The organism is Nocardia sp. NPDC006982, assembly GCF_042869435.1.
Lineage (GTDB): Bacteria > Actinomycetota > Actinomycetes > Mycobacteriales > Mycobacteriaceae > Nocardia.
The window spans coordinates 372,406-397,109 of record NZ_JBIAFV010000002.1 but is presented as its reverse complement, the minus strand read 5'-3'; the positions used below and the strand labels follow the sequence as shown (position 1 = coordinate 397,109).

Sequence of the window (24,704 nt, the reverse complement as noted above, 5' to 3'; positions counted from 1 at the left end):
GCGTTTGTTCTAATCGAACGCAAGTTACCGTCAACATTGATGGTAAAGAGTTGAGGAACCATGCTGCCACCCGGATTGGACCCGCGCACGCCGGTACTTGTCGGTGCCGGACAGGTCGTGCACCGCAGCGGCGAGCCCGGACTGCCCGGACCGGTCGAACTCGCCGCCGAATCGCTGCGCCGTGCGGGCGCCGACAGCGGCACCGGGGATCGGCTATTGCGCTCGGCCGATCTGATCGCGGCCGCGGCCCCGGTCAGCAGGCCGTATCCGGATCTCGGTGCGTTCGTCGCGGCGGAACTGGGCGCCGCGCCGAAGCGGACGCTGCAATCCGCGCAATTCGGCGGTGACGCGCCGCAGCGCCTGGTCAATACCGTCGCGCAGGCCATTGCCGAGGGGCGGTGCGAGGTGGCGCTGATCACCGGGGCCGAATCGGTCGCATCCTGGAATGCGGCCATCCGCACCGGCGCCGCCCTCGACTGGCCCGAGCAGGGCGAGGATGTTCGGCCGACCGAGCTCATCGGCACCGAACGTGGACCCAATACCGAGATGGAGACCGCGGCGGGACTGTGGGGACCGATCTACTTCTATGCGCTGATGGAGACCGCGCTGCGCGGACGGCTCGGCCTGAGCGAGGCCGCGCATCGCGAGCGCATCGGCGGACTGTGGTCGCGGCTCTCGGCGGTGGCGGCCGTGAATCCGTATGCGTGGCAGCCCGCCGAACAGTCGATCGAGGATCTGGTGACGCCGTCGCGCGCGAATCGCATGGTGTCCTCGCCGTATCCGAAGTTGCTCGTCGCGAATCTGTCCGTGGATCAGGGCGCGGGGCTGATCCTGTGCAGTGCGGCGGCGGCCGATGCTGCCGGCGTGCCGAGGGACCGCTGGGTGTTTCCGCACGGTGGGGCGAGCGCCACCGACGAGTGGTACGTCTGCGAACGTGCGGATATGTCGAGTTCACCGGCCATTGCCGCGGCCGGGCGGGCCGCGTTGTCGAGTGCGGGTATCGGCATCGACGATGTCGCGCATATCGACCTGTACTCGTGCTTCCCGGTCGCGGTGCAGGTCGCGGCCGAGGCGCTGGGGCTGCCGATCGACGATCCGGCGCGGCCGCTGTCGGTCACCGGCGGACTCACCTTCGCGGGTGGCCCCGGCAACAACTACGCGACCCATTCGATCGCGACGCTGGCCGGTCGGCTGCGCGATGATCCATCGGCGTACGGCCTGGCGAGCGCGCTCGGCTGGTACATCACCAAGCACGCCATCGGCGTCTACTCCGCTCGCCCGCCCGCGCGACTGTTCCATGCCGACGAACCGGAAGTGCCTGTGGCACGGCGCGATACGGCGTCCGACTACACCGGACCGGCCACCGTCGAGGCCTACACCGTCGCCTATCGCAAGGGCCCCGCGCCCGAACACGTCGACGAACCCGAGGCCGTGGTGATCTCCGCATTGACTCCGGCTGGTGCCCGCATACTGGTTCGGTCGTTCGATTCGGAAACCGTCGCGGCGTTCACCGACGACGACCCGATCGGCGCGCAGGCCGATGTGATCGCCGCCGACAAGCTCACTTTGCTTACCGAGAGGACTGTCAAATGAATGCAGCGTCGCACAGCGACTCCATGAGCGGTGGTGGCCGGGAGACGGGTGGGCCTGACTTGGTGCTGGTCGAAAAGCGCGATGCGATAACGGTGTTGACCGTCAATCGTCCGGAAGCCCGCAATGCCATCAATTCGGCCACCGCGCAGGCCATCGAGGCGGCCGTCGACGAATTCGAAGCCGACGAGAGCGCACGCGTGCTCGTGCTCACCGGTGCGGGCGGAACCTTCAGTGCCGGAATGGACCTCGTCGCGGCATCGAAGGGGGAGATGCCGATAACCGCCAAGCGCGGCCCGCTGGGCATCGCCGCGAAACCGCCTGCCAAGCCGATGATTTCGGCGGTCGAGGGTTTCGCGCTGGCCGGTGGGTTCGAACTCGCGCTCTCCGGTGATCTCATTGTCGCCGCGAACAATGCCCAGTTCGGAATTCCGGAGGTCAAGCGCGGTCTGGTCGCCGCGGGCGGCGGCGTACTGCGGCTGACCCAGCGGTTGCCGCGTCCCATGGCCGCGGAGCTGGCGCTCACCGGTGGCCGCATCGATGCCGAACGGCTCTACCAGCTCGGACTGGTCAACCGGCTCACCGAACCCGGGGCGGCACTCGACGGCGCCTTGACCCTGGCGGCTGAAATTGTTGCCGCCGCACCGCTTTCGGTGGCGGCGAGTAAGCGGATCATCGACGAATCGCCGGATTGGTCCGTCGCGGAGGGGTTCGCCAAGCAGGGCGAAATCGCGCTGCCCGCGCTGTTCTCCAAGGATGCCGCCGAGGGGGCGCTGGCCTTCGCGCAGAAGCGCGAACCCCAGTGGCAGGGACGCTGATCCGATGCCCGAACGCGTCCGGGAGACGCAGGCGCAGCGGCGCTCGCGGATGCGCACGCGGCTCCTGGACGCCGCGGTGGAGAGTCTGGTCGAGGTCGGCTACGCGGGTACCACCACGCTCGAGGTGCAGAAACGGGCGGGGGTTCCGCGCGGCACATTGCAACACCACTTCCCGACCAAAGCAGACCTGCTCGCCGGTGCCGTAGAACATCTGGCCGAACGTCGATTCGCCCAGCTGACAAGGGAATTCGACGCGATCCCGGCCGATGCCGATCGCCTCGAAACGGCGGTCGAGCTGACCATGCGCATGTTCACCGGGCCGTCGTTCTGGGCGGCGCTGGAGATGTGGGTCGGCGCGCGCACCGATGCGGAATTGCTCGCGGCCTTCCTGCCGCTGGAATATCGACTGTTCGATCTGATGCACAACAGCATTCGCGACATCTTCCGTCAGGAATTCCCGGACGATCCGCGCGTGCCGACCATTACCGAATTCACCATCGAGATCATGACCGGTCTCGCCATGCGTGTGCTGCTCACCGGCGATCTGGACCGGAACCGAATCCTGCGGCACCGCTGGGGAAATGCGGTCCGCATCCTGCTCGGCGAGGCGGATCCGGCAACGCTGACGCGAGCGGTCAGGGATGTGGGCTGATGGTGTCGAGCAGGACCTGCGCGCAGCCGGCCGGATCGTCGAAGAACGGGGTGTGGCCGCTGCCGTGCAGCGTGACGTGGCGGGCATTGGGCAGCACGGCGCGTGCCTTCCTGCTCTGCGTGGCGTAGGTCAGCAGGATGTCCCGGTTGCCCCAGGCGATGGTGACCGGAATGTCGGCCAGCGCACCGATTTCGTGCAATTCCGCATCGGTGAAGGAGGCGAGGGCGGGCTCGAAGCCGGGTGCGTCGGCCGCGTCGGCGGCGGTGTCGATGGCCACCTGTGGATCCAGCGCCCACGGCTTGCCGAAGATCAACGTCAGAAATGTGGTGCGGCCTGCGGCGGTGCCCAGCACGTCGGGCAGCCACCGACGCAGCACCCGGGCGAGTTGACGGGATTTGCCGAGCGACTGTTGGCACCACACGCGGCCGGGGGTGTCCCAGAATCCGATCGGCGAAAAGGCGGTGACCGAGCGGGCCGCACCCCGTGCGCCGAGGTTCAGGCTGATGAGCCCGCCCATCGAATTGCCCGCCAGGTGCGGGCGCTCGATGCCTTGTTCGCGCAGGAAGTCGGCGAGCGCTTCGGTGAGGGTGTCGACGGTGGTGTGCTCGATCGGCGCGGACCCCGCGAAGCCGGGCAGATCGACGGCGATGACGTCGAAGGATTCGGCGAGGGTGCCGATGATCGGCTCCCACACCTGCCAGCGGCTGCCTACGCCGTGCACCAGGACCAGCGGTTCCCCCGCGCCCACCCGGTGGTGGTTCAACGTCGTCATATCTGTGACCGTACAGCGATTCGCAGCCGTCGGACCGAGATTTCCGGCCACGACCGGACCGGATTTCCGCTGGCAGTCGGCCGAAACGGCGGTACGATAAATGGTATGGCAACGCGTAAGGTCACCCTTTCGCTGGACGCGGCGTCCTGGGCCTTTGCCGAACAGGCGGCGGCCCGCGCGGGAATGTCGCCATCGGCGTGGATATCGAAGGCAGCGCGTCGCGAGGCAGTGCGGACCGGTGTCGGTCCGGTACCCGATGTGACGGCCCTGGCCGCGGCGGACGAAGCGGAGCTCGCCGCCGCCGAGGAGGCGATGCGTGCGCAGGGGTGAACTGTGGCTCTATCACCCACACGGTTCGCCGCGGCGCCGTACCGTCGTGCTCATCAGCAGCGATGGCATCAACGAATCACCGAGGCAGTGGCTGATCGCCGCCGAGATCCTCGACGAGGATCCGCAGGACATTCTGGCTGTGCCCGTCGAGCGGCACGGTTGGGTGCATGCCGGGAATATCGGTCGCATCTATCGCGGCTGGCTGGCCGAGCCCATCGATGAGATGGAAGCGGATGCGCTGGATCGGTTGGATACCGCATTGCGCGCGGCCATGGACCTTTAAACCACTTTTCGATTGGGAAGCCGATCGCTCGGCTACCGCTGGGCGTCGTACGGCATTATCGTTGCGGCGCCACGCGGTGGCCATAGATACAGACTGAATCGAGAAGAGGAATCAGGTGCGGACCTTCCTGATCGCCGCAGCGCTCGTCGCGCTGCCGGTACTGGCGGCGTGCGGTAACGACAAGGCCGCGGACCAGCCCGCGGTAACCCAAGCGGACCTCTCCAAGTCGCTCCAGGACAAGGGACTCAAGGACAAGAACCTGGCCGACTGCGCCGCCAAGCTCTATGTGGACCAAGGCATTTCGCAGGAGGGCCTGCGCAAGATGGTCAGCGACGAATACGACGCCAAGGCCGCCGACGCCAACAACTTCGGCATGAGCCAGTCCGATGCCGACAAGGCCCGCGAGGCCAACACCAAGATCTTTACCGAATGCCGCTCGAAATAGCGGGTTGATCAGCCTTTACGCGCCCCGGGCCCGTTGGGTTCGGGGCGCGTTCGGCCGACTGGTCAGCGTGTCGACGGTGCCGGGACGACCAGGTCGATGAGATAGCGGTCGGCTGCATTCGTCGTGCAGGGCGTGCGGTCGTAGAACCCGTGGACCAGCCGTCGTAGCCTGCGGCCCAGGCGAAATGGGCACGCGGCGTCGGGGTGGCGGCGTCTCGGATCGAGGCTGATGATGTCGAATCGCGCCCGCTGTCCCGGATCACCGCGATATCGTTCGTCGCACCATCGCGATCGGCCAATCGATCGGCACAGTGACTGTCGCGCAGTCGAATTCGGCATTGTCCTGGCAAGAGCGCCAATTCAGCGTTGGTGCCGGACTCGATGCGGAAGTACGGCCGACCAGGATGGCCGGTACCAGCGCGGTCACGATGGCGACGCTGAACATAGTGCGGCGGAAGACCTTGATGCTGCTCGTCGCCTCGCCGCGCGCCCACATCCCTCGGTCGAGCCATCCCGCACTGACACTCCGGTAGTACAGGGCTGCGGCCGAAACTGCTGGCGGGGAAGGGTTTTGGGGATAGTGGCGGATAAGAAAAGGCTCCCGGCAAGTTGCCGGGAGCCTTGTCCGAGCCGATGACGGGAATCGAACCCGCGCTGTCTGCTTGGGAAGCAGAAGTTCTACCATTGAACTACATCGGCAGACCCCGAAGGGTACGTCCGAGACTGTAGCAGAATCGTCCGGCGGCCGGTAAAAGTCCAGGTAGATGTCGCTGACCTGCTCTGATGCGGACAGGCGGTGGCGAACCGTTGGTGGCCACCGGATCGTGGCCGGCGCCGACACCTCGCCGCGATCCGCAACGCGGCGAACTCACCGCGTTCGGCATCGATGTTCGGCATCGATGTGATGAAATATCTCTGCGACACCTATTCGCCAATTTAGATAAAAGCGAAGATCGCAATGCTGCTGTCGGGTGTTAACAGTAGAATTGAATTTATATAGAATTGCATCTTGTATTGCAATTCGGTCGGTTTATACGTCAGGTACGTCATCGTGGTTTAGGGTATTTAGTCATAGGATCCGGGGGCAAAGGTCCCTGTGTTGCAACACGTTGCATTCCGCCTGCCGATGCGTCATGCCTCTCGCAGGAGAGTGTGGAGATCCGCAGGTCGCCACTGCGAATCGGGTGAAAATTTCACGGTGCAGATTCCGGAATGTGGGTATACATCGGCGAATGATTCGGCTTAGACTGGCCGTGGTCGGGGTTAGAGGAAAGTTCAATGACCGTTCTGCGACCTCAGCTTCACCCCGACCGGGGGTCGAGCGGAGTAACCGAGCCGGACGTGTCAGCAATAGCACGGATACCGTTGTCCGCTGGGCAGCGTGGGTTGTGGCTGGCGCAGAAATTGAGTCCGGATGTGCCGATATGCGAGGCACAATATATCGAGTTGCGTGGCGATCTCGATGTCGATCTACTGCGCGAAGTCTCGATACGAGCCGGCCAGGAGTTCCAGTCGGGCTACCTGCGGTTGGTAGAGGTGGACGGCGAGCCGTACCAGTTCTTCGACCCGTTGCTCCATACGACGGGGCCGTTGATCGATGTGCGCGGCGAGCCGGATCCTGTTGCGGCGGGCTTGGAGTGGATGCGTCGGGAGTACACCAGACTGCTCGACATGACACGGGACCGGTTGCTCGGGTCGGCGATTGTGCAGGTCGGGGACCATCATTACCTGCTGTACCTCAAAATCCACCACGTCGCGATGGACGGCTACGCCGGAGTGCTGATCGTGAACCGCATCGCTGCGCTGTACACGGCGGCGGTGCAGGGCCGGACACCCGAGCCGAACCGAGCGGCGGACGTACGCACGCTCTTCGAGGCCGACCGCAGCTATCGGGAGTCGAAGCGATTCGCAGACGACAAGGAATACTGGCTGAACAGACTCGCCGATGCGCCGGACGAGTCCAGTCTGGTCGCCGGGCACGCACCTGCTCGGGCGGACAGTACGGTCGCAACCGCCGAACTTTCGCCGGAGACGGTACAGCGGATCGGTGATTCCGCGAAAGCGCTGAACGCGAGCCCGGCCGCGGTGGTGATCGCCGCATTCGGCTGCTATCTGGCCCGGATGACCGGCCGCGACGAGGTCATGGTCAACATCCCCGTTTCGGGCCGCACCAACGCCGTACTGCGGCGGTCCGGCGGGATGTTCGTCAATGTCGCACCCCTTCCGCTCGCGCTGGGTCCGGGCGATACCACGGCGACATCGACGCGGCGGGTGCAGTCCGATCTGGTCGGGGCATTGCGGCACCAGCGGTGCGGCCTCACCGATATCCGTGCCGCCACCGGATACCACCGCGGACAGCGACGTTTCGCGGGCCCGGTAGTGAATGTCATGTTCTTCCACCAGGAGATCCAGTTAGGATCGATGAGCGGGGAGTTCCATATCCTCAGCTCGGGGCCGGTCGACGATTTGCTGATCGACCTGTATCAAACCGGGGACCCGCCGCGCACGATCCTGCACTTCCTGGCCAATCCCAACCTCTATACCGACGCCGAACTGTCGGCACACTGCACCAGATTCGGGGAGTTCCTCGATGCGTTCGCGGCCGATCCGGACGCCGCGCTCGAGCGGATTCACCCCGCCAGCATCCGTGATGGCGCCCTGATCAAGCGTCGACAAGAGAATCTGGCGTTCTGGCGAGCCGCGCTCGCGGACCTTCCCGATGAGCTTCGCCTGCCGTTCGACCGGCCGCGGCCAGCGGTGCGGTCGAATCGAGCCGCAACCGCACGGTACCCATTGCGTGCCGATCTGGTTCCGGCGTTGGAACGGTACGCGCGGCAGCACAACTGGTCACTGTTCACCGCGATCCATGGCGCGTTGGCGGTGCTGCTCGCCCGGCTGAGCGGTACCACCGACATTCCGATCGGCACACCGATTACCGCGCACGCTGCGGCCGCGCTCGACGATGTCGCCGATACTCCGGTGCTACGGACCGAGATCGATCTCGATGAATCGTGCAGCGACCTGCTCGGCCGCGTCGAACAAGCCGATCTGGACGCCTTCGAACATGCCGATGTTCCGTTCGAGCAGGTGCTGGCTGAACTCGGTCCGCAGCGGCATCCATTGTTCCAGGTGATGTTGGCGGTGCGGAGTGTGGAGCCGGATCCCGAACTGTCGGCCGAACTGCCAGTTGACACCTCCCGCTTCGACCTGCATTTTCTGATGTCGGCCGACCAGGACAGCGGCGCGGCGACGATAGCGGTCACCTATGCCACGGACCTGTTCGATGCCGCGACCATCGATTCTGTTGTCCATCGGTGGATTCGGATCCTGGAATCGATCGCCACCGATCCGACCATGCCTGTAGGGGCGATCGACGTTCTCGAACGCGCCGAGCGAGCTGATCTGCTGACCCGCTCCGGCGTCCCGTCGGCTCCGGCTACCACGTTGCCCGACCTGCTGACGGCGGCGGCCGCGCTCGATCCCGACGCCACCGCGATCGTGTGCGACGGACAACAGTTGAGTTACCGAGAGCTGGACCAACGTTCCAGCAGGTTGGCGCGGCAGCTCATCCGGCGCGGTATCGGACCGGAAGATGTCGTCGCGATCGGAATCCCACGTTCGGTGGACTCCGTGCTCGCGGTATGGGCGGTGACCAAATCGGGTGCCGCTTTCCTGCCGATCGATCCGACCCATCCGACTGAACGCATCACCCACATGATGACCGATTCGAAAGCAGCAATCGGTCTGACCGTGACATCTGTCCGCGCACAGCTACCCGACAGCACGGACTGGTTGATATCGAACAACCCCGACACTTCCGACGACCAGCCGACCACAGACGGTCGGCCCGTCACCAACGGCGACCGGGTCCGTCCGTTGCGGATCGACGATATCGCCTACGTCATCTACACCTCCGGATCAACCGGACTACCCAAGGGTGTCGCGGTCACCCACCGCGGACTCGCCAACTGCGCCGCAGAACACCGGGCTGCGATGGGCGTCGAGCCCGGCTCCCGGACATTGCATCTGGCGTCACCCAGCTTCGACGTGTCGGTACTGGAGATGATGCTGCCCTTGCCCGCCGGCGCGGCCATGGTCATCGCACCCAAGGACGTATTCGGCGGTGATGAACTCGCCGCGCTGCTCGATCGCGAGCATGTCAGCCACGTTCTCATCTCACCTTCGGCACTGTCCACCATCGACCACATCCGTTGGCCACTACCGGATCTGAAGTATCTGATGGTCGGCGGCGAGGACTACGGCACCGAACTGGTCGAGCGCTGGGGCGCCGACCGCGTCGTGCTCAATGAGTACGGTCCAACTGAAACCACTATCGCCGCGACACTGATCTCGCCGTTGGCGGCTGGAGAGGTGGTCACGATCGGTGGTCCGATCCGCGGGGTCTCGGTTTGGGTGCTCGATCAGCGGTTGCAGCCGGTTCCGGTCGGTGTGGCCGGTGAGTTGTATATCGCGGGTGATCTGCTTGCCCGCGGATATCACCACCGGGCAGCAACCACGGCCGGTCGTTTCGTGGCCTGCCCGTGGGCATCCGGTCGGCGTATGTATCGCACCGGTGATGTCGTGCGCTGGACTGGCAACGGAAGGATCCAGCACCTCGGCCGTTCGGATTTCCAGGTGAAGATCCGTGGCCTGCGTATCGAGCTCGGTGAGATCGATTCCGCACTCGCCGCCCACGAAACCGTTGCCTACGCGGCGACCATCGGTTATCGCAATGACGCCGGAACTCAATTGCTGGTCTCGTATGTCGTGGCCGCACCGGACCACAGCATCGATACCACGATGCTGACCGAATATGTGGCCGACCGGTTGCCGTCCTATATGGTGCCGTCCTCGATCATGGTGCTGGACCAGATTCCGTTGACCCCGGTGGGCAAGCTGGACCGAAGGGCGTTGCCGAAGCCGGTTTTCGCCGACCGCAAACCCTTCCGAGCACCACGAACACCAACCGAACACGCGATCGCCCAGGCAATCATCGACGTATTGGGCATCGACACAATCGGTCTCGATGATTCGTTCTTCGCCCTCGGCGGCGACAGCTTGGTCGCGACCCGCGTCGCGGCGCGACTCGGGGCCACATTGGATGCCGAGATTCCGGTGCGACTGTTGTTCGAGGCGTCCACAGTCGCGGAACTCGCCACTCGCATCGAGCAGCATGCCGGTACCGGGCGCAGACGCCCACCGCTCGTCGCCGGGCCGCGGCCCGATCTCGTGCCGCTCGCGCCTGCCCAACAACGGATGTGGTTCTTCAACCAGTACGACACCGCATCCGGCGCATACAACATGCCGATCGCCATTCGGCTGCGCGGCGACTTGAACATCGATGCCCTGCACGCGGCGGTTATCGACGTGCTGGGCAGGCACGAGTCGTTGCGAACGCGGTATCCGGATCACCACGGAACGCTGATCCAGCTGGTCGAGCCCGTCGAGAACGTGGACCGCGAGCTGATCGTGGTGCCGGTCGTGCCGAGCCGGTTGGTCCAGACGCTGACCGAATTCGTCGCCGACGGTTTCGATGTGACCATCCAGGCGCCCGTGCGTGCCCGGTTGTTCCGCATTGTCGGCTGCGAGGAACCCGAATACGTATTGGCCGTCGTGGTGCACCACATCGCCGCGGACGGCTTCTCCATGGCGCCGCTGGCCCGCGACGTGACAACCGCTTATGCCGCGCGGATCAGCGGCAGAGCCCCGGCTTGGACACCGCTGCCGGTCCAATACGCGGACTACGCGCTGTGGCAGCAAGCAACCCTCGGCGCACCCGACGATCCGGAATCGCTGTGCGCCGAACAGATCCGATACTGGACCGAGGCGCTGGACGGCGTTGCCGAGGAGCTTCGTCTGCCGTTCGACCGGCCGCGGCCCGTGGTGCCGTCGAATCGTGGCGCCACCATCGACTACTCGGTGTCCGCCGGTTCGGTGCGGGCATTGGAACGGTTTGCGCGGCAGCATAATTCGTCGTTGTTCATGGCGATCCACGGCACGCTGGCGGTGCTGCTCGCCCGGTTGAGCGGCAGCACCGACATTCCGATCGGCACACCGATCGCCGGACGCGGAATGGCCGCACTCGACGACATGATCGGCATGTTCGTCAATACCCTGGTGCTGCGGACCGAGATCGATCTCGACGAATCCTTCAGCGACCTGCTCGGCCGGATCAAACAATCCGACTTGGACGCCTTCGAACACGCTGACGTTCCGTTCGAGCAGGTCGTGGACAAACTGGTCGTACAGCGGTCCCAAGCGCGACACCCGCTGTTCCAGGTGCTGCTGGCGTTCCAGAATCTGGAACCGGTAACACTGCGACTTCCCGATCTAGAGCTGTCGATGGTCGAACTGCCCAACCAGGTATCCCGGTTCGACCTGCAATTCATCCTGTCGGAAAACCACGACAGCGGCGATATGAGCGTCGCGGTCACCTATGCCACCGACCTGTTCGATGCCGCGACCATCGATTCTGTTGTCCATCGGTGGATTCGGATTCTGGAATCGATCGCCACCGATCCGACCATGCCTGTAGGGGCGATCGACGTTCTCGAACCGGCTGAGCGAGTCGATCTACTGACTCGGTCCGGTGCGCCGTCGGCTCCGCCTACCACGTTGCCCGACCTGTTGGCGGCGGCCGCGTTCGATCCCGACGCCACCGCGATCGTGTGCGACGGACAACGGCTGAGTTATCGAGAGCTGGACGAACGTTCCAACCGGTTGGCGCGGCAGCTCATCCGGCGCGGTATCGGACCGGAAGATGTTGTCGCGATCGGAATTCCACGTTCGGTGGACTCCGTGCTCGCCGTGTGGGCGGTGACCAAATCGGGTGCCGCTTTCCTGCCGATCGATCCGACTTATCCCGCTGAACGCATCACCCATATGATGACCGATTCGAAAGCGGCCCTCGGCATTACGGCCGGGTCCATACCCGCGCGATTGCCAGACGACACCGAGTGGTTGACGTTCGACAACCTCGACGAGGCCGACAGCGGTCCGATCACCGACGGCGACCGGGTTCGGCCGTTGCGGATCGACGATATCGCCTACGTCATCTACACCTCCGGATCAACCGGACTACCCAAGGGTGTCGCGGTTACTCACCGCGGGCTCGGCAACTGCGCCATCGCACTCCAAGCCGTCATGTGCGTCGAATCCGGCTCCCGGACATTACATCTGGCGTCACCCAGCTTCGACGCGTCGGTACTCGAGATGCTGTTGCCCTTGTCCGAGGGGGCGGCGATGGTCATCGCGCCGTCGGATGTCTACGGCGGTGATGAACTCGCCGCGCTGCTCGATCGCGAGCATGTCAGCCACGTTCTCATCTCACCTTCGGCGCTGTCCACCATCGACCACACCCGTTGGCCACTACCGGATCTGGAATATCTGATCGTCGGCGGCGAAGACCACGGCAGTCAGTTGGTCGAACACTGGGGCGTCGACCGGAAGCTGATCAACGACTACGGCCCAACCGAAACCACCGTCACCGCGACGCGGAGCCCTTTGGCGGCTGGAGAGGTGGTCACGATCGGTGGTCCGATCCGCGGGGTCTCGGTTTGGGTGCTCGATCAGCGGTTGCAGCCGGTTCCGGTCGGTGTGGCCGGTGAGTTGTATATCGCGGGTGATCTGCTTGCCCGCGGATATCACCACCGGGCAGCAACCACGGCCGGTCGTTTCGTGGCCTGCCCGTGGGCATCCGGTCGGCGTATGTATCGCACCGGTGATGTCGTGCGCTGGACTGGCAACGGAAGGATCCAGCACCTCGGCCGTTCGGATTTCCAGGTGAAGATCCGTGGCCTGCGTATCGAGCTCGGTGAGATCGATTCCGCACTCGCCGCCCACGAAACCGTTGCCTACGCGGCGACCATCGGTTATCGCAATGACGCCGGAACTCAATTGCTGGTCTCGTATGTCGTGGCCGCACCGGACCACAGCATCGATACCACGATGCTGACCGAATATGTGGCCGACCGGTTGCCGTCCTATATGGTGCCGTCCTCGATCATGGTGCTGGACCAGATTCCGTTGACCCCGGTGGGCAAGCTGGACCGAAGGGCGTTGCCGAAGCCGGTTTTCGCCGACCGCAAACCCTTCCGAGCACCACAGACACCAACCGAACACGCGATCGCCGGAGCCTTCGCCGACATACTCGGCGCCGACACGGTCGGTCTCGATGATTCGTTCTTCGCCCTCGGCGGCGACAGCATTATGGCGATCCAGTTGGTGGCCCGAGCCAGGTCGGCCGGCGCGACGTTCACCGCACGCGACGTGTTCGAGCGGAAAACGATCGCCGGACTGGCCCAGGTCGCAACCCACGGCAGCACCGCAGCCTCCCAGTTGACGGAACTGCCCGGCGGAGGCGTCGGCCCGGTACCGCTGACGCCGATGATGCGCGGGCTGCTCGAACGGTCCGGTCCGGAGTTCGCCCGCTACTCGCAGGCGATGATGCTGAATCTGCCGATCGGAATCGACCTGGAGCGGTTGGCGCAAACGGTGCAGGCGGTCCTCGACCGGCACGACATGCTGCGCGCGCGGCTGTGTTCGGACGGCGATGGCCGCCGGGCGTGGGATGTGCTGCCGGTCGGCACGATTCGCGCCGCCGATGCCATCCACTGGGTGCCGATGCCGGCAAGTGCCGAGTTCCGGACGTTGGCGGCGGCGGAGCTGACTTCCGCTGCGGCCCGGCTCGATCCGGACGCCGGGATCGTGCTGCAGGTGGTCTGGTTCGATCCGGCGAATCCGGCCGAACCGGGCAGGGCGCTGGTGCTGGTCCATCAGTCGGTGATCGATCGGGTTTCCTGGCAGGTGCTGGAGTCGGACCTCGCGGTCGCGTGGGTGCGGATCGAGTCCGGCGAGCCACCCGAGTCGGCCCCGGTCGGGACCTCGATGCGCAGGTGGGCCTATGGGCTGGTCGAGGCGGCCCGACGGCCGGAGCGGGCAGCTGAACTCGAACTGTGGCGAGCGATGGCCGACGGGCCCGACCCGATGATCGGGTCGCGGGCCCTCGACCCCGCGGCCGACGTGGCCGCAACTGCTCGGACGCTCGAGGTCGAGCTGTCCCTCGAGGTGACCGAGTCGCTGTTGACCGACGTGCCCGCGGCATTCCACGGCGAGGTGAACGACGGGCTACTGGCCGCTCTGGCGGTTGCGCTGACGAAGTGGCGGCGCGAACGGGAGCCCGCGGCCGCGGGGCTGACGGATGTGGTGATCGGTCTCGAAGGGCACGGTCGGGAGGAAGGCGTCGTCCCCGGCGCGGACCTGACCCGGACGGTCGGCTGTTTCACCACGAGTTTTCCGGTGCGTCTGGATCTGTCGGGCATCGATATCGACGACGCATGCGCGGGCGGGCCGGCCATGGGCGCAGCGGTCAAGTCCGTCAAGGAACAGCTGCTCGCCGTCCCGGACCACGGGATCGGCTACGGCTTGCTGCGATATCTCGACGAGGACACCGGCGCGCTGCCGACGCCGCAGATCGCATTCAACTACCTCGACCCGGTCTCCAACTGGGTTCCCGAAGGGGAACCGACGGTCGGATGGCGGCCGGTGGACGGCGGCGAGTTCACCGATGCGCAGCATCCGGATATGCCGGTTTCGGCGGTACTCGACATCAATGTCCGCGCCCGGGACGACGGACAAGGGCCGCAGCTGCGGGCCATCTGGTCCTATCCCGCCGAGGTACTCACCGCCGAGGAGGTGCGTGCGGCGGCGGAGTCCTGGCGCCGGGCACTGACCGCGTTGGCGAGCCACGCCCGCCAGGCCGGCAGCGGAGGACGGACACCATCGGATCTGGATCTGGTCCGGCTCGGGCAGGCCGAAATCGAGCGACTCGAGCACAGGTACCCGACGCTGAGCGACGTCTGGCCGTTGACGCCGTTGCAGGAGGGACTGCTGTTCCACGCGTTGGTGTCCGAGCAGTCGGTGGACGCCTACCTGACCCAACTGGTCGTCGGGTTGCGCGGCCGGGTCGATCCGGCGCGGCTACGCAGAGCCGGACGAGTGCTACTGGACCGACATGCGAATCTGCGCACCGCCTTCGACACCGATGTCGGTCCCGTGCAGGTGGTCCAGGAAGATGTCGAGGCTGCCTGGTCGGAGCTCGACCTGTCCGACCTCGATGACGGTGCCCGCGATCGCGAGTGGGAGCTGCTGCTGGCCGCGGACCGGGCAACCAGGTTCGATCCGGCTCGTGCCCCGCTGCTGCGCTGGATGCTGGTCACCACCGGGCCGCAGGAGTATCGGCTGGTACTGACCAATCATCACCTGCTGCTCGACGGCTGGTCGACGCCGCTGCTCCTGAGGGACTTGCTGGTGCTCTACGCCACCGACGGCGACACCACCGTGCTGCCCGAAGTCCGTCCGTACCGGGACTTCCTGGCCTGGATCGCCCGGCAGGACTCGGCTGCGGCGCTCGACGCGTGGGCCGGCGCGTTCGACGGCGCCGAGGAGCCGACCCTGGTAGCGCAGGCCGATCCCGGCCGCCGCTACACCGAATCACGTGATGTGCTCGGCGAATTGACCGAGCAGCAGACAACGGCGCTGACGAATCTGGCCAGGTCCCGTGGCATCACCCTCAATACCGTCATCCAGCTGGCATGGGCAATCGTGTTGGGCACGTTGACTTCTCGGGACGACGTGACGTTCGGTGCCGTGGTCTCCGGACGGTCCCCGCGGATCGCGGGCATCGAAACGATGATCGGACTGTTCATCAACACAGTGCCGGTGCGCGTCCGTCTCGACACCGCCCAGAGCCTGGGACAACTGCTCGACCGAATCCAGACCGAACAGGCGGGTCTGCTCGAGCACCAGTTCGTGGGGCTCACCGAAATCGAGCGGGTGGCCGGGCCGGGGGCGGTGTTCGACACGATGACGGTGTTCGAATCGTTCCCGATCGACCGTTTCGGGCTGACGGCGCAGACCGATATCGCGGGCATGCGAGTGGTCGATGTCACGGGCACGGACGGCGCGCACTATCCGCTGGGAGTGGTCGCGCGGATCGACACCCGACTGCACCTGAAGATCAAGTACCTGCCCGAACTCTTCGACCACGACACGATGACCGCGACCCTGCAGCGCATCCTGCGTGTGCTCGGTGTCGTCGCAACCGATCCGGATCTGCCGCTGGCCCGGCTGAATCTGCTTTCATCCTCGGAGGACCGGGAGTTGACGCCGGTATCGGGCTCCCCGGCGGTGCCGGGGCGAATGCTGCCGGAGCTGTTGGCGGCGATGGTGCAGCGGGATCCGGGCGCGGTCGCGGTGGTGTACGAGGATCGGCAGTGGACCTACGGCGAGCTCGATGCGCAGTCGAATCGGTTGGCACGGTTGTTGATCGATCGGGGTGTGGGACCGGAGGCCAATGTGGCGGTGGGGCTACCGCGATCGGTCGAGTCGGTACTTGCGGTATGGGCGGTGGCGAAGTCGGGGGCGGCATTCGTACCGATAGACCCGCAGTATCCGACCGGCCGGATCGAGCACATGCTCACCGATTCCGGTGCGGCGGTGGGAATCACCTTGTCACAGTGTCGGTCTCGATTGCCCGGATCGGTGCCGTGGCTGGTCCTCGACGAGGCGGCGGTCGAAGCCGAGGCGTCGGCGGCATCGGCGGCGCCGGTGACCGATGCGGAGCGAACAGGGCCGATCCGGCTCGATAATGCGGCGTACCTGATCTATACCTCCGGTTCGACGGGTGTGCCCAAAGGCGTGGTGGTGTCGCACCAAGGGTTGGCAGACCTGGTGGCCGAGCTGTGTTCCCGGTTCGATATCGAGCCCGGCGCGCGGGTGCTGCATGTCGCGTCGCCGAGTTTCGATGCGGCCGTCCTGGAACTGCTCTGGGCGTTCACATCGGGTGGGCGGCTGGTGATCGCGCCGCCGACTGTCTACGGCGGGAACGAGCTGGCGCGGATCCTGTCGAGCGAGCGGGTCACCCATGCCGCACTGACGCCTACGGCCTTGGCGACTGTCGACCCGGCCGGGTTGGATAACCTCGAGACGGTCATGGTCGGTGGCGAAGCGCCCCCGCCCGATCTCGTGTCACGGTGGGCGCCGGGCCGGAGGTTTTTCAACACCTACGGTCCGGCGGAGGCCACGATCCAGACCGACGCCAGTGCACCGCTGGTGGCAGGTGAGCCGGTGACGGTCGGCGGACCGATCCGCGGGGTCGGGCACGTCGTGCTCGACGCCTGGTTGCGGCCGGTGCCCGTCGGAATTGTCGGCGAGCTGTATCTCACGGGTCCGGGTCTGGCTCGTGGTTACCGCAACCGAATGGGGCTGACGGCCGCGCGCTTCGTCGCCGATCCGTTCGCGGAGCAGGGCAGGCGGATGTATCGGACCGGTGACCTGGTGCGGTGGCTGCGGCTACCAGAGGGGAATCTGACGCTCGACTATGTGGGCCGCGCCGACTTCCAGGTCAAGCTGCGTGGTTTCCGCATCGAACTCGGCGAGGTCGAATCGGGCCTGCTGGCCTGTGCCGGTGTGGCGCGAGCGGCCGCGACCGTCCACCGGGGCGCCGCCACCGGTGACCGGTTGGTCGGGTACGTGGTGCCCGAGCCCGGCGTCGAGCTGGACTCGTCCGCGGTCCGCGCGTTCGCCGAACAGCGGCTGGCCCCGCACATGGTGCCCGCGACCGTGGTGGTGCTCGACACCTTGCCGGTGACAGCGAGCGGCAAGCTCGACCGCGCCGCGCTACCCGAGCCGGACTTCACCATGGGCCGGGCCGAATTCCGGGCGCCGGTCACCGAGGTGGAAAGGACGCTGGCCGGACTCTTCGCCGAGGTATTGGGCATCGACAGGGTGGGAGTCGATGATTCGTTCTTCGCCATGGGCGGCGACAGCATCATGTCGATCCAATTGGTGACCCGAGCCAGGGCAGCCGGTGTGGTGCTCTCCACGCGGGAGGTATTCGAGCGGAAGACGGTCGCGGGACTGGCCCAGGTCGCAGTCCAGGACAGCACCGCGGCCGCTCTTCCGGCGGAGCTCCCCGGCGGCGGGGTCGGCCGGGTACCGCTGACGCCGATCATGTGCTGGATGTTCGAACGCGGCGGATTCGACCATTTCTGCCAGTGGGTGATGCTCACGCTGCCCAGCGGTATCGACATCGACGGGATCGAGGCCACCGTACAAGCGGTGATCGATCAGCACGACATGCTGCGGGCCCGATTGCAGCCGGAGCCCACGCACCCGTCCGGGTGGGCATTGCAGGTGCAGCCGACCGCGACGATCGCCGGGCTGATCCGGCGCGTGCCGGTGGCAGCGGCGCCGGACAGCACCGCCTTCGCCGCGATCGCCGACGCCGAGGCGCACGCGGCCGCCGAACGACTCGACCCCGCCGCGGGCATCATGCTGCAGTTGGTCTGGTTCGACTGGGCGCAACGGCCGGGACGGCTGCTGGTTGTCGCGCACCACTTGGCCGTCGATGGGGTGTCGTGGCGGATCCTGATTCCCGACCTCGCCACGGCCTGGGCCCAGATCGGTGCCGGGCAACGGCCGCGGCTCGCGCCCGTCGGCACCTCGATGCGACGGTGGGCGCACGGCCTGCACGCCGCCGCCGAGAACCTCGATGAACTCGACTGGTGGCGATCCACGCTCGGTGCCGCCGATCCGCCGATCGGCACCCGCTCGATCGACCCCGAGCTCGACGTGCAGGCCACCGTCGCGACCATCGAGGTGACGCTGCCGACCTCGGTGACCCGCGCTGTGCTCACCACCCTGCCCCAGGCGTTCCGCGGCAATGTGGACGACGCCCTCATCGCCGGGCTCGCACTGGCACTGACTCGATGGCGGCAGCGCCACGGCGACAACGTGACCGAGACGCTGCTCACACTCGAAAGCCACGGCCGCCACGACACGGTGCTACCCGGCGCCGACCTCACCCGCACGGTCGGCTGGTTCACCACCGCTTACCCGGTGCGCCTCGACCTGTCCGGGATCGATATCGACGACGCATTCGCCGCGGGTGCCGTCGCGGCGGCGGTCATCAAATCGGTCAAGGAACAGCTGCGCGAGGTCCCCGATCATGGGATCGGCTACGGGCTGCTGCGCTACCTCGACGCCGACACCGCCCCTATCCTGCGTGCGCTGCCGACCCCGCAGGTGAGCTTCAACTATCTCGGTCGGCTGGACACCGTTCCCGAGGCGTTGCGCGAGAGCGGATGGCTGCCCGCCGATGGCGACACCGGCGGCGGAAACCAGAATCCCGACGCGGCCGCGGCGGCGGTGCTCGGCATCAACGCGGTCACCACGGATACCTCGGACGGCCCCGCCTTGACCGCGGCCTGGGACTACCCGTCCGGCGTGCTCACCTGTGCCGAAGTCACCGACCTCGCCGAACTGTGGCGCGAGGCTGTGACGGCTCTGGCTGTCCACGCGTCCCGACCTGGTGTCGGCGGGCTGACCCCCTCCGATGTCGGCCTAGTCGATCTCGACCAGGCCGCGATCGACCGTTTGGAGACCCGACACCCGGCTCTGGACGACATCTGGCCGCTCACGTCGCTACAGGCAGGACTGCTGTTCCATGCCCAGCTCGCCGACGGCGCACTCGACGCCTACATCGTGCAACTCCGTATCGAACTCGCCGGGCGCGTCGATGCGGACCGCATGCGCCGCGCCGCGCAGACTCTGCTCGGACGGCACCCGAATCTGCGGACCGCATTCGTGCGCGACGGCGCCCGCGAACCGGTCCAGGTGGTGTACCGGCACGTCGACGTACCGTTCGCCGAGTTCGACCTGGCCGAGCACGACGACACCGCGGCCGCACTCGAACAGGTCATGGCCGGCGACCGTCATTTCGACGTGACCGAGGCGCCGCTGCTACGACTGACACTGATCAGGATCGCCCCCCAGCAGTACCGGCTGGTGTTGAGCATGCATCACATCCTGATCGACGGCTGGTCCACGCCACTGCTGATCCGGGAGCTGCTGATCCTCTACGCCGGCGACGGCGACGCCGCGGCACTGCCTCCGGTGCGTCCCTACCGCGATTACCTGATGTGGCTGAACGGCCTGGACCGGACCGGTGCGGAAACCGCCTGGGCACAGGCACTCGAGGGCGTCGCGGAGCCGACTCTGCTGGCCCCCGAGGACCGCGGCCGCCGAACCACCGCTGCGGCGCGCGAAGTGCAGGTGCAGCTGAGCCAGGACCACACCGCGGCGCTGGTCGAGGTGGCCCACCAACACGAGACCACCCTCAACACCGTCGTCCAAGCGGCCTGGGCGCTCGTGCTCGCCAACGCGACCGCCCGCGACGACGTGGTCTTCGGCACCACCGTCTCCGGGCGTCCGGCACAGCTGCCCGGCATCGAATCGATGATCGGACTGTTCGTCAACACCGTGCCTGTACGGGTCCGGCTCGACCACCGCGAAAGCCTCGCCCAGCTACTGCGGCGAATCCAAACCGAACAAACCGCGCTGCTCGACCATCACCACCTCGGACTCGCCCGCATCCAGCAGGTGGCCGGTGCCCGCGCGATGTTCGACACGGTGACCGTCTTCGAGTCCTACCCGGTAGACCGGGCGGGGCTGTCCGAAGACATCGACATCGCCGGAATGCACGTCCGCGGCATCGACGGACGAGACGCCGCGCACTATCCGCTCGGCCTGGTCGTGCACCACGACACCCGGCTGCACCTGACCTTCGAATACCTGCCTGAACTGTTCACTCGACAGCAGATCGACGCCCTCGCCGACCGGGTGCTGCGCGTGCTCGACACCGTCGCCGCGCATATCGATCTCCCGCTCACCGAACTACAGCTGCTCTCGCCCGAGGAGCAGGCCGCGCTGGTGCCCGTCCGCGGTCGGCCCGGCCCAGTGGCGTCGGTATTGCCGCAGGTGTTGTCGGATGCGGTCGCGATGACGCCCGGCACGGAAGCGCTGGTCTGCGACGGCGTGCGGATGTCGTATCGCGAACTCGACGAAACCTCCAACCGCTGGGCGCGCGTATTGATCGATGTGGGAATCGGTCCGGAGGCGATGGTTGCCGTGGCGCTTCCGCGCTGCCTCGACGCTGTCATCGCCGTGTGGGCGGTCGCCAAGTCCGGCGGCGCGTTCGTCCAGATCGATCCCACCCATCCGCGCGACCGGATCACGCGCATTCTCACCGATTCCGGTGCCGCAGTCGGGCTGACCCTCGACACCTACCGAGACCAGTTACCGGACACACTCGAATGGCTCGCCCTCGACGATCCCGCCTTCGTCGCGATGACGGCGGAGACGGACCCGACGGCGATCGATGACGCCGAGCGCGCAACCCCGCTACGGCCGGAGCATCCGGCCTACCTGATCTACACCTCGGGCTCCACCGGGACTCCCAAGGGAGTTGTAGTCACCCATACCGGGATAGCGAACCTGGCCGCCGAAATCCGGGAGCGGTTCGGCCTCACCCCGGCCTCTCGGATGCTGGCCGCCGCTTCACCGACCTTCGACGTCTCGATCCTCGAATGGTTCAGCGCGACCGCCGCCGGTGCCACCTTGGTCGTGGCCCCCGCATCGGTAGTCGCCGGTGCCGCACTGGCCGAGTTGATCAATGCCGAACAGGTGACCCATGCCGCCGTCACTCCCACCGTGCTCGCATCAATGCACGCCGACGAAGTCGACACCCTGGACACGTTGATCCTGGGCGGCGAGACCTGTCCGCCCGATCTGGCAGCACAGTGGACGCCGGGCCGCACCGTGCTCAACGCCTACGGTGCTACCGAAACCACAATCGTCAGCTGCGGCCATGCTCCTTTGACCACGACCAAGGGCGGCCCGATGACGATCGGCGGGCCGGTGCTCGGATTCGCCGCCGTCGTACTCGACCGCAGATTGCGTCCCGTCCCGGCCGGAGTGGTCGGCGAACTGTACGTGTCCGGACCGGGCCTTGCCCGCGGCTACCACCGCCAACCTGCAACCACAGCAGCCCGATTCGTCCCCGACCCGTACGGACCGGCGGGGACACGCATGTATCGGACCGGCGACCTGGTCAGCTGGACCACCGATCGAACACTGCGATTCTCCGGTCGCAGCGACCTACAGCTCAAGATCAACGGCCACCGCATCGAACCCGGTGACATCGAAGCCGCGCTCCGCGCACACCCCGACATCGACCATGCCGCCGTCACGGTGCACACCGGCCCCAACGGCAGCACTCAACTCGTCGGCTACGTGGTGCCCGCTCCCGGCAGCACGACCGATACCGCCGCAGTGACCGCCCACCTCGCAAAACGGCTGTCCACGTACATGATTCCCACGGCTATCGACTCGGTCGACCGGATACCCCTCACCCCTACCGGCAAAGTCGATTACCAGGCCCTACCCACACCCGAGTGGCGACCCGCCCGGTTCCGGCCGCCGTCCACCGCACTCGAGGCCACTGTTTGTGACGCATTCACCCGAACCCTCGGCGTCGAGCGGGTCGGCCTCGACGACGGCTTCTTCACCCTCGGCGGCAACTCGCTTGCCGCGGCCGAACTGGTGGCGCGCCTCGCCGAGTCGACCGGTGTCGACGTGCCGGTTCAGTGGATCTTCACCGATCCGACGCCCGAGTCGCTGGCCCGCCGCATCGACATGCGCCGGCACGGGCTCGACGAACAGGACCCCGGCGATGCGCTGTCCGTCCTGCTCCCGCTGCGCGCCGCCGGAAGCGAGCCGCCGCTGTTCTGCGTGCACCCCGCCATCGGATTGGCTTGGGGTTTCAGCGGACTCGTGCAGCATCTCGATTCCGACCGCCCCGTGTACGGGGTGCAATCACCGGCATTCAGCGATGCCACCGCGGAGTTCGAGACGCTCGACCAACTCGCCGCCCGCTATGTCCAGGAGATCCGGGCAGTCCAGCCGCACGGGCCGTACCATCTGCTCGGCTACTCGCTCGGCGGCACCATCGCGCACGCGATCGCGGTCCGACTCCACAGCGACGGTGAGTCCGTCGCCACCCTGGCCATGATGGACACCCGCGTCGTCACCCCCGACACCGTCCGCGTGCCCACTCCTTCCATCGGGCAGCTGCTCGCCGAGTTCGCCGGACTCGACGTGCCACCGGGCGCGGCCGATCTCACCGCCGCGGCCGCGGCCGAACTGCTCCACCGGCAAGGCGGACTCTTCACCGCCGTGACCCCCGAGCACCTGGTGATCCTGCACGACGACTACACCCGGCTGGTCGACCTCACGTGGAACCACCGGCCGACTCCCTTCGACGGCGACTTGATCTACTTCAGCGCCGCCGCCCACACAGACGAAGGTCCCTCGCCTGCCCTCGCATGGCACAACCTGATCAACGGCCGGATCACCGACCATCACATTCCGGTTCGGCACGAGCGGATGATCGAACCCGAGTCGCTGCGTGCGATCGGACTCGTCCTCACCGAGCATTTCCGCTCAGCCCGGACCGCTCCGATGGAACCCGCCACCTCGACAAGGACAAGCCGATCATGAACGCGCACCGAATCGTCGGGACTCGGTCCGGCATCGAGCCGGTCAACCTCTTCGATCCCGATCCGGCGACGCATATCGACCCGCACCCCCGTGCCGGCGAATTGCGTACGTGGACTCGCGAGTACCTGTGCCGGCCGCACCCCGACCTCGGCCGGTCCGGTCCGGTCTGTCCTTACACCAGCCACGCCATCGAGAACCAGTCGCTCTGGGCCGCATTCTTCGAGGGCCCCTCCGTCGACGCCGAGCGCCTGACCGCGATCATCGACGATCTGTACGACATGTTCCCCGCCCTGTCACCACAGGATGAACCCGAGTGCAAGTTCAAGGCCGTCCTCGCGGTCTTCCCGGACCTCACCGATTACGCCGACATCGATGCGGTGCAACACGACCAGAAGTCTCGGTTCGTCGCAAAGGGTCTGATGCTCGGCCAGTTCTATCCGGGCTGCACCGTCCCGGGGCTGCGCAACCCGGCCTTCCCCGCACTCGACGCGCCCCTGCCGATGCTCGCCATTCGCCATATGGCCGCCACCGACTTCCCATTCCTCAGCTCCCGCCATGAATGGGTGGACTCCTATCTCAAAATATTCGCCCCCGCGATCCCCAAGTTCATCACCAGCGCCATGTCCGACAGACTCGTGCAGACAACCGAAGCCGCGGACGGAAATCGCTGAGATCGGGTACGGGACAAGGCAACCGAGCCATCGACAACGCGGCGGCAGTTCGTCACCATGCGGCGGCTGAGCAGCGGTATCGAGCAGGCGCTACGCTCGTCGGCGTGCTGCTTTCCGATCGTGACATCCGTGCGGAGATCGCCGCTGGGCGTCTCGGCGTCGAGCCGCTCCTGGAAAACCTGATCCAGCCGTCGAGTATCGATGTGCGGCTGGATGGGCTGTTCCGGGTATTCGACAACACGCGGTACACCCATATCGATCCGGCGCAACGTCAGGACGAGCTGACCAGTCTGGTCGAGCCCGACCCGGGTGAGCCGTTCGTGCTGCACCCCGGCGAATTCGTGCTCGGCTCCACGCTGGAGGTGTGCACGTTGCCGGACGACCTGGCCGGTCGGCTCGAAGGCAAGTCCAGTCTCGGACGGCTCGGCCTGCTGACGCACTCGACGGCGGGCTTCATCGATCCGGGCTTCAGCGGCCACATCACGCTGGAACTGTCGAATGTGGCGAATCTGCCGATCACCCTGTGGCCGGGTATGAAGATCGGTCAGCTGTGCCTGTTGCGCCTGACCAGTCCCGCCGAGAACCCGTACGGCAGCACCACCGCGGGCTCCAAATACCAGGGCCAGCGCGGACCGACCCCCTCCCGGTCATATCTGAACTTCCCACTGCCCACTTAGTCTGTGGCAGTGCGGGTTTCGGCGACCCGGAAAGAGTTGCGACCAGCGGCAGCGACCCATACGCAGCG

General features: G+C 66.3%; 11 protein-coding genes and 1 tRNA gene. 10 read left to right on the top strand and 2 right to left on the bottom strand.

The annotated features are described in order from the left end of the window. The first annotated feature begins 60 nt into the window (after positions 1-60). The 3 genes from ACFYOW_RS10755 to ACFYOW_RS10745 are packed head-to-tail and all read left to right on the top strand — an operon-like array spanning position 61 to position 3,060. A complete protein-coding gene (locus ACFYOW_RS10755) occupies positions 61-1,593 on the top strand; it encodes an acetyl-CoA acetyltransferase (protein ID WP_387286630.1) in 1,533 nt (510 codons plus the stop codon). A 23-nt stretch (positions 1,594-1,616) separates the two neighbouring features. Further along, positions 1,617-2,408: a crotonase/enoyl-CoA hydratase family protein gene (locus ACFYOW_RS10750; protein WP_387287460.1), complete on the top strand. Its 792-nt coding sequence runs from the start codon at positions 1,617-1,619 to the stop codon at positions 2,406-2,408. Positions 2,409-2,412: 4 nt separating this feature from the next. Continuing rightward, positions 2,413-3,060: a TetR/AcrR family transcriptional regulator gene (locus ACFYOW_RS10745; protein ID WP_387286629.1), complete on the top strand. Its 648-nt coding sequence runs from the start codon at positions 2,413-2,415 to the stop codon at positions 3,058-3,060. Here ACFYOW_RS10745 and ACFYOW_RS10740 read toward each other — a convergent pair. Beyond that, positions 3,044-3,832: an alpha/beta fold hydrolase gene (locus tag ACFYOW_RS10740; protein WP_387286628.1), complete on the bottom strand. Its 789-nt coding sequence runs from the start codon at positions 3,830-3,832 to the stop codon at positions 3,044-3,046. The genes ACFYOW_RS10745 and ACFYOW_RS10740 overlap by 17 nt on opposite strands. 105 nt (positions 3,833-3,937) lie before the next feature. Between ACFYOW_RS10740 and ACFYOW_RS10735 the strand changes: the two genes are divergently transcribed. From ACFYOW_RS10735 to ACFYOW_RS10720, 4 genes are all read left to right on the top strand, one after another. Next, positions 3,938-4,162 carry a hypothetical protein gene (locus ACFYOW_RS10735; RefSeq protein WP_063046440.1) on the top strand — a complete coding sequence of 75 codons (225 nt, stop codon included), beginning with the start codon at positions 3,938-3,940 and terminating at the stop codon, positions 4,160-4,162. Further along, on the top strand, positions 4,149-4,445 hold the full coding sequence (locus ACFYOW_RS10730) for a hypothetical protein (protein WP_387286626.1): 297 nt from the start codon (positions 4,149-4,151) through the stop codon (positions 4,443-4,445). The genes ACFYOW_RS10735 and ACFYOW_RS10730 overlap by 14 nt, the downstream gene beginning before the upstream one ends. 115 nt (positions 4,446-4,560) lie before the next feature. Next, the gene (locus tag ACFYOW_RS10725; protein WP_063046442.1) at positions 4,561-4,890 is read left to right on the top strand and encodes a hypothetical protein; all 330 of its coding nucleotides are present in this window, start codon (positions 4,561-4,563) and stop codon (positions 4,888-4,890) included. A gap of 310 nt (positions 4,891-5,200) precedes the next feature. Then, positions 5,201-5,422, top strand: coding sequence for a hypothetical protein (locus tag ACFYOW_RS10720; protein WP_387286624.1), 222 nt, complete (start codon positions 5,201-5,203; stop codon positions 5,420-5,422). 95 nt (positions 5,423-5,517) lie between these two features. On the opposite strand, the gene ACFYOW_RS10715 is transcribed toward ACFYOW_RS10720, so the two are convergent. After that, positions 5,518-5,588 (bottom strand) — tRNA-Gly (locus ACFYOW_RS10715). 666 nt (positions 5,589-6,254) lie between these two features. On the opposite strand from ACFYOW_RS10715, the gene ACFYOW_RS10710 reads away from it, so the two are divergent. The 3 genes from ACFYOW_RS10710 (at position 6,255) to dcd (ending at position 24,636) form a co-directional block, all read left to right on the top strand. Beyond that, positions 6,255-23,288 carry an amino acid adenylation domain-containing protein gene (locus tag ACFYOW_RS10710; protein WP_387286622.1) on the top strand — a complete coding sequence of 5,678 codons (17,034 nt, stop codon included), beginning with the start codon at positions 6,255-6,257 and terminating at the stop codon, positions 23,286-23,288. After that, the gene (locus ACFYOW_RS10705) at positions 23,285-23,959 is read left to right on the top strand and encodes a DUF6875 domain-containing protein (protein WP_387286620.1); all 675 of its coding nucleotides are present in this window, start codon (positions 23,285-23,287) and stop codon (positions 23,957-23,959) included. The genes ACFYOW_RS10710 and ACFYOW_RS10705 overlap by 4 nt, the downstream gene beginning before the upstream one ends. A gap of 104 nt (positions 23,960-24,063) precedes the next feature. Beyond that, positions 24,064-24,636: a dCTP deaminase gene (gene dcd / locus ACFYOW_RS10700; RefSeq protein ID WP_387286618.1), complete on the top strand. Its 573-nt coding sequence runs from the start codon at positions 24,064-24,066 to the stop codon at positions 24,634-24,636. Positions 24,637-24,704 lie beyond the last annotated feature (68 nt).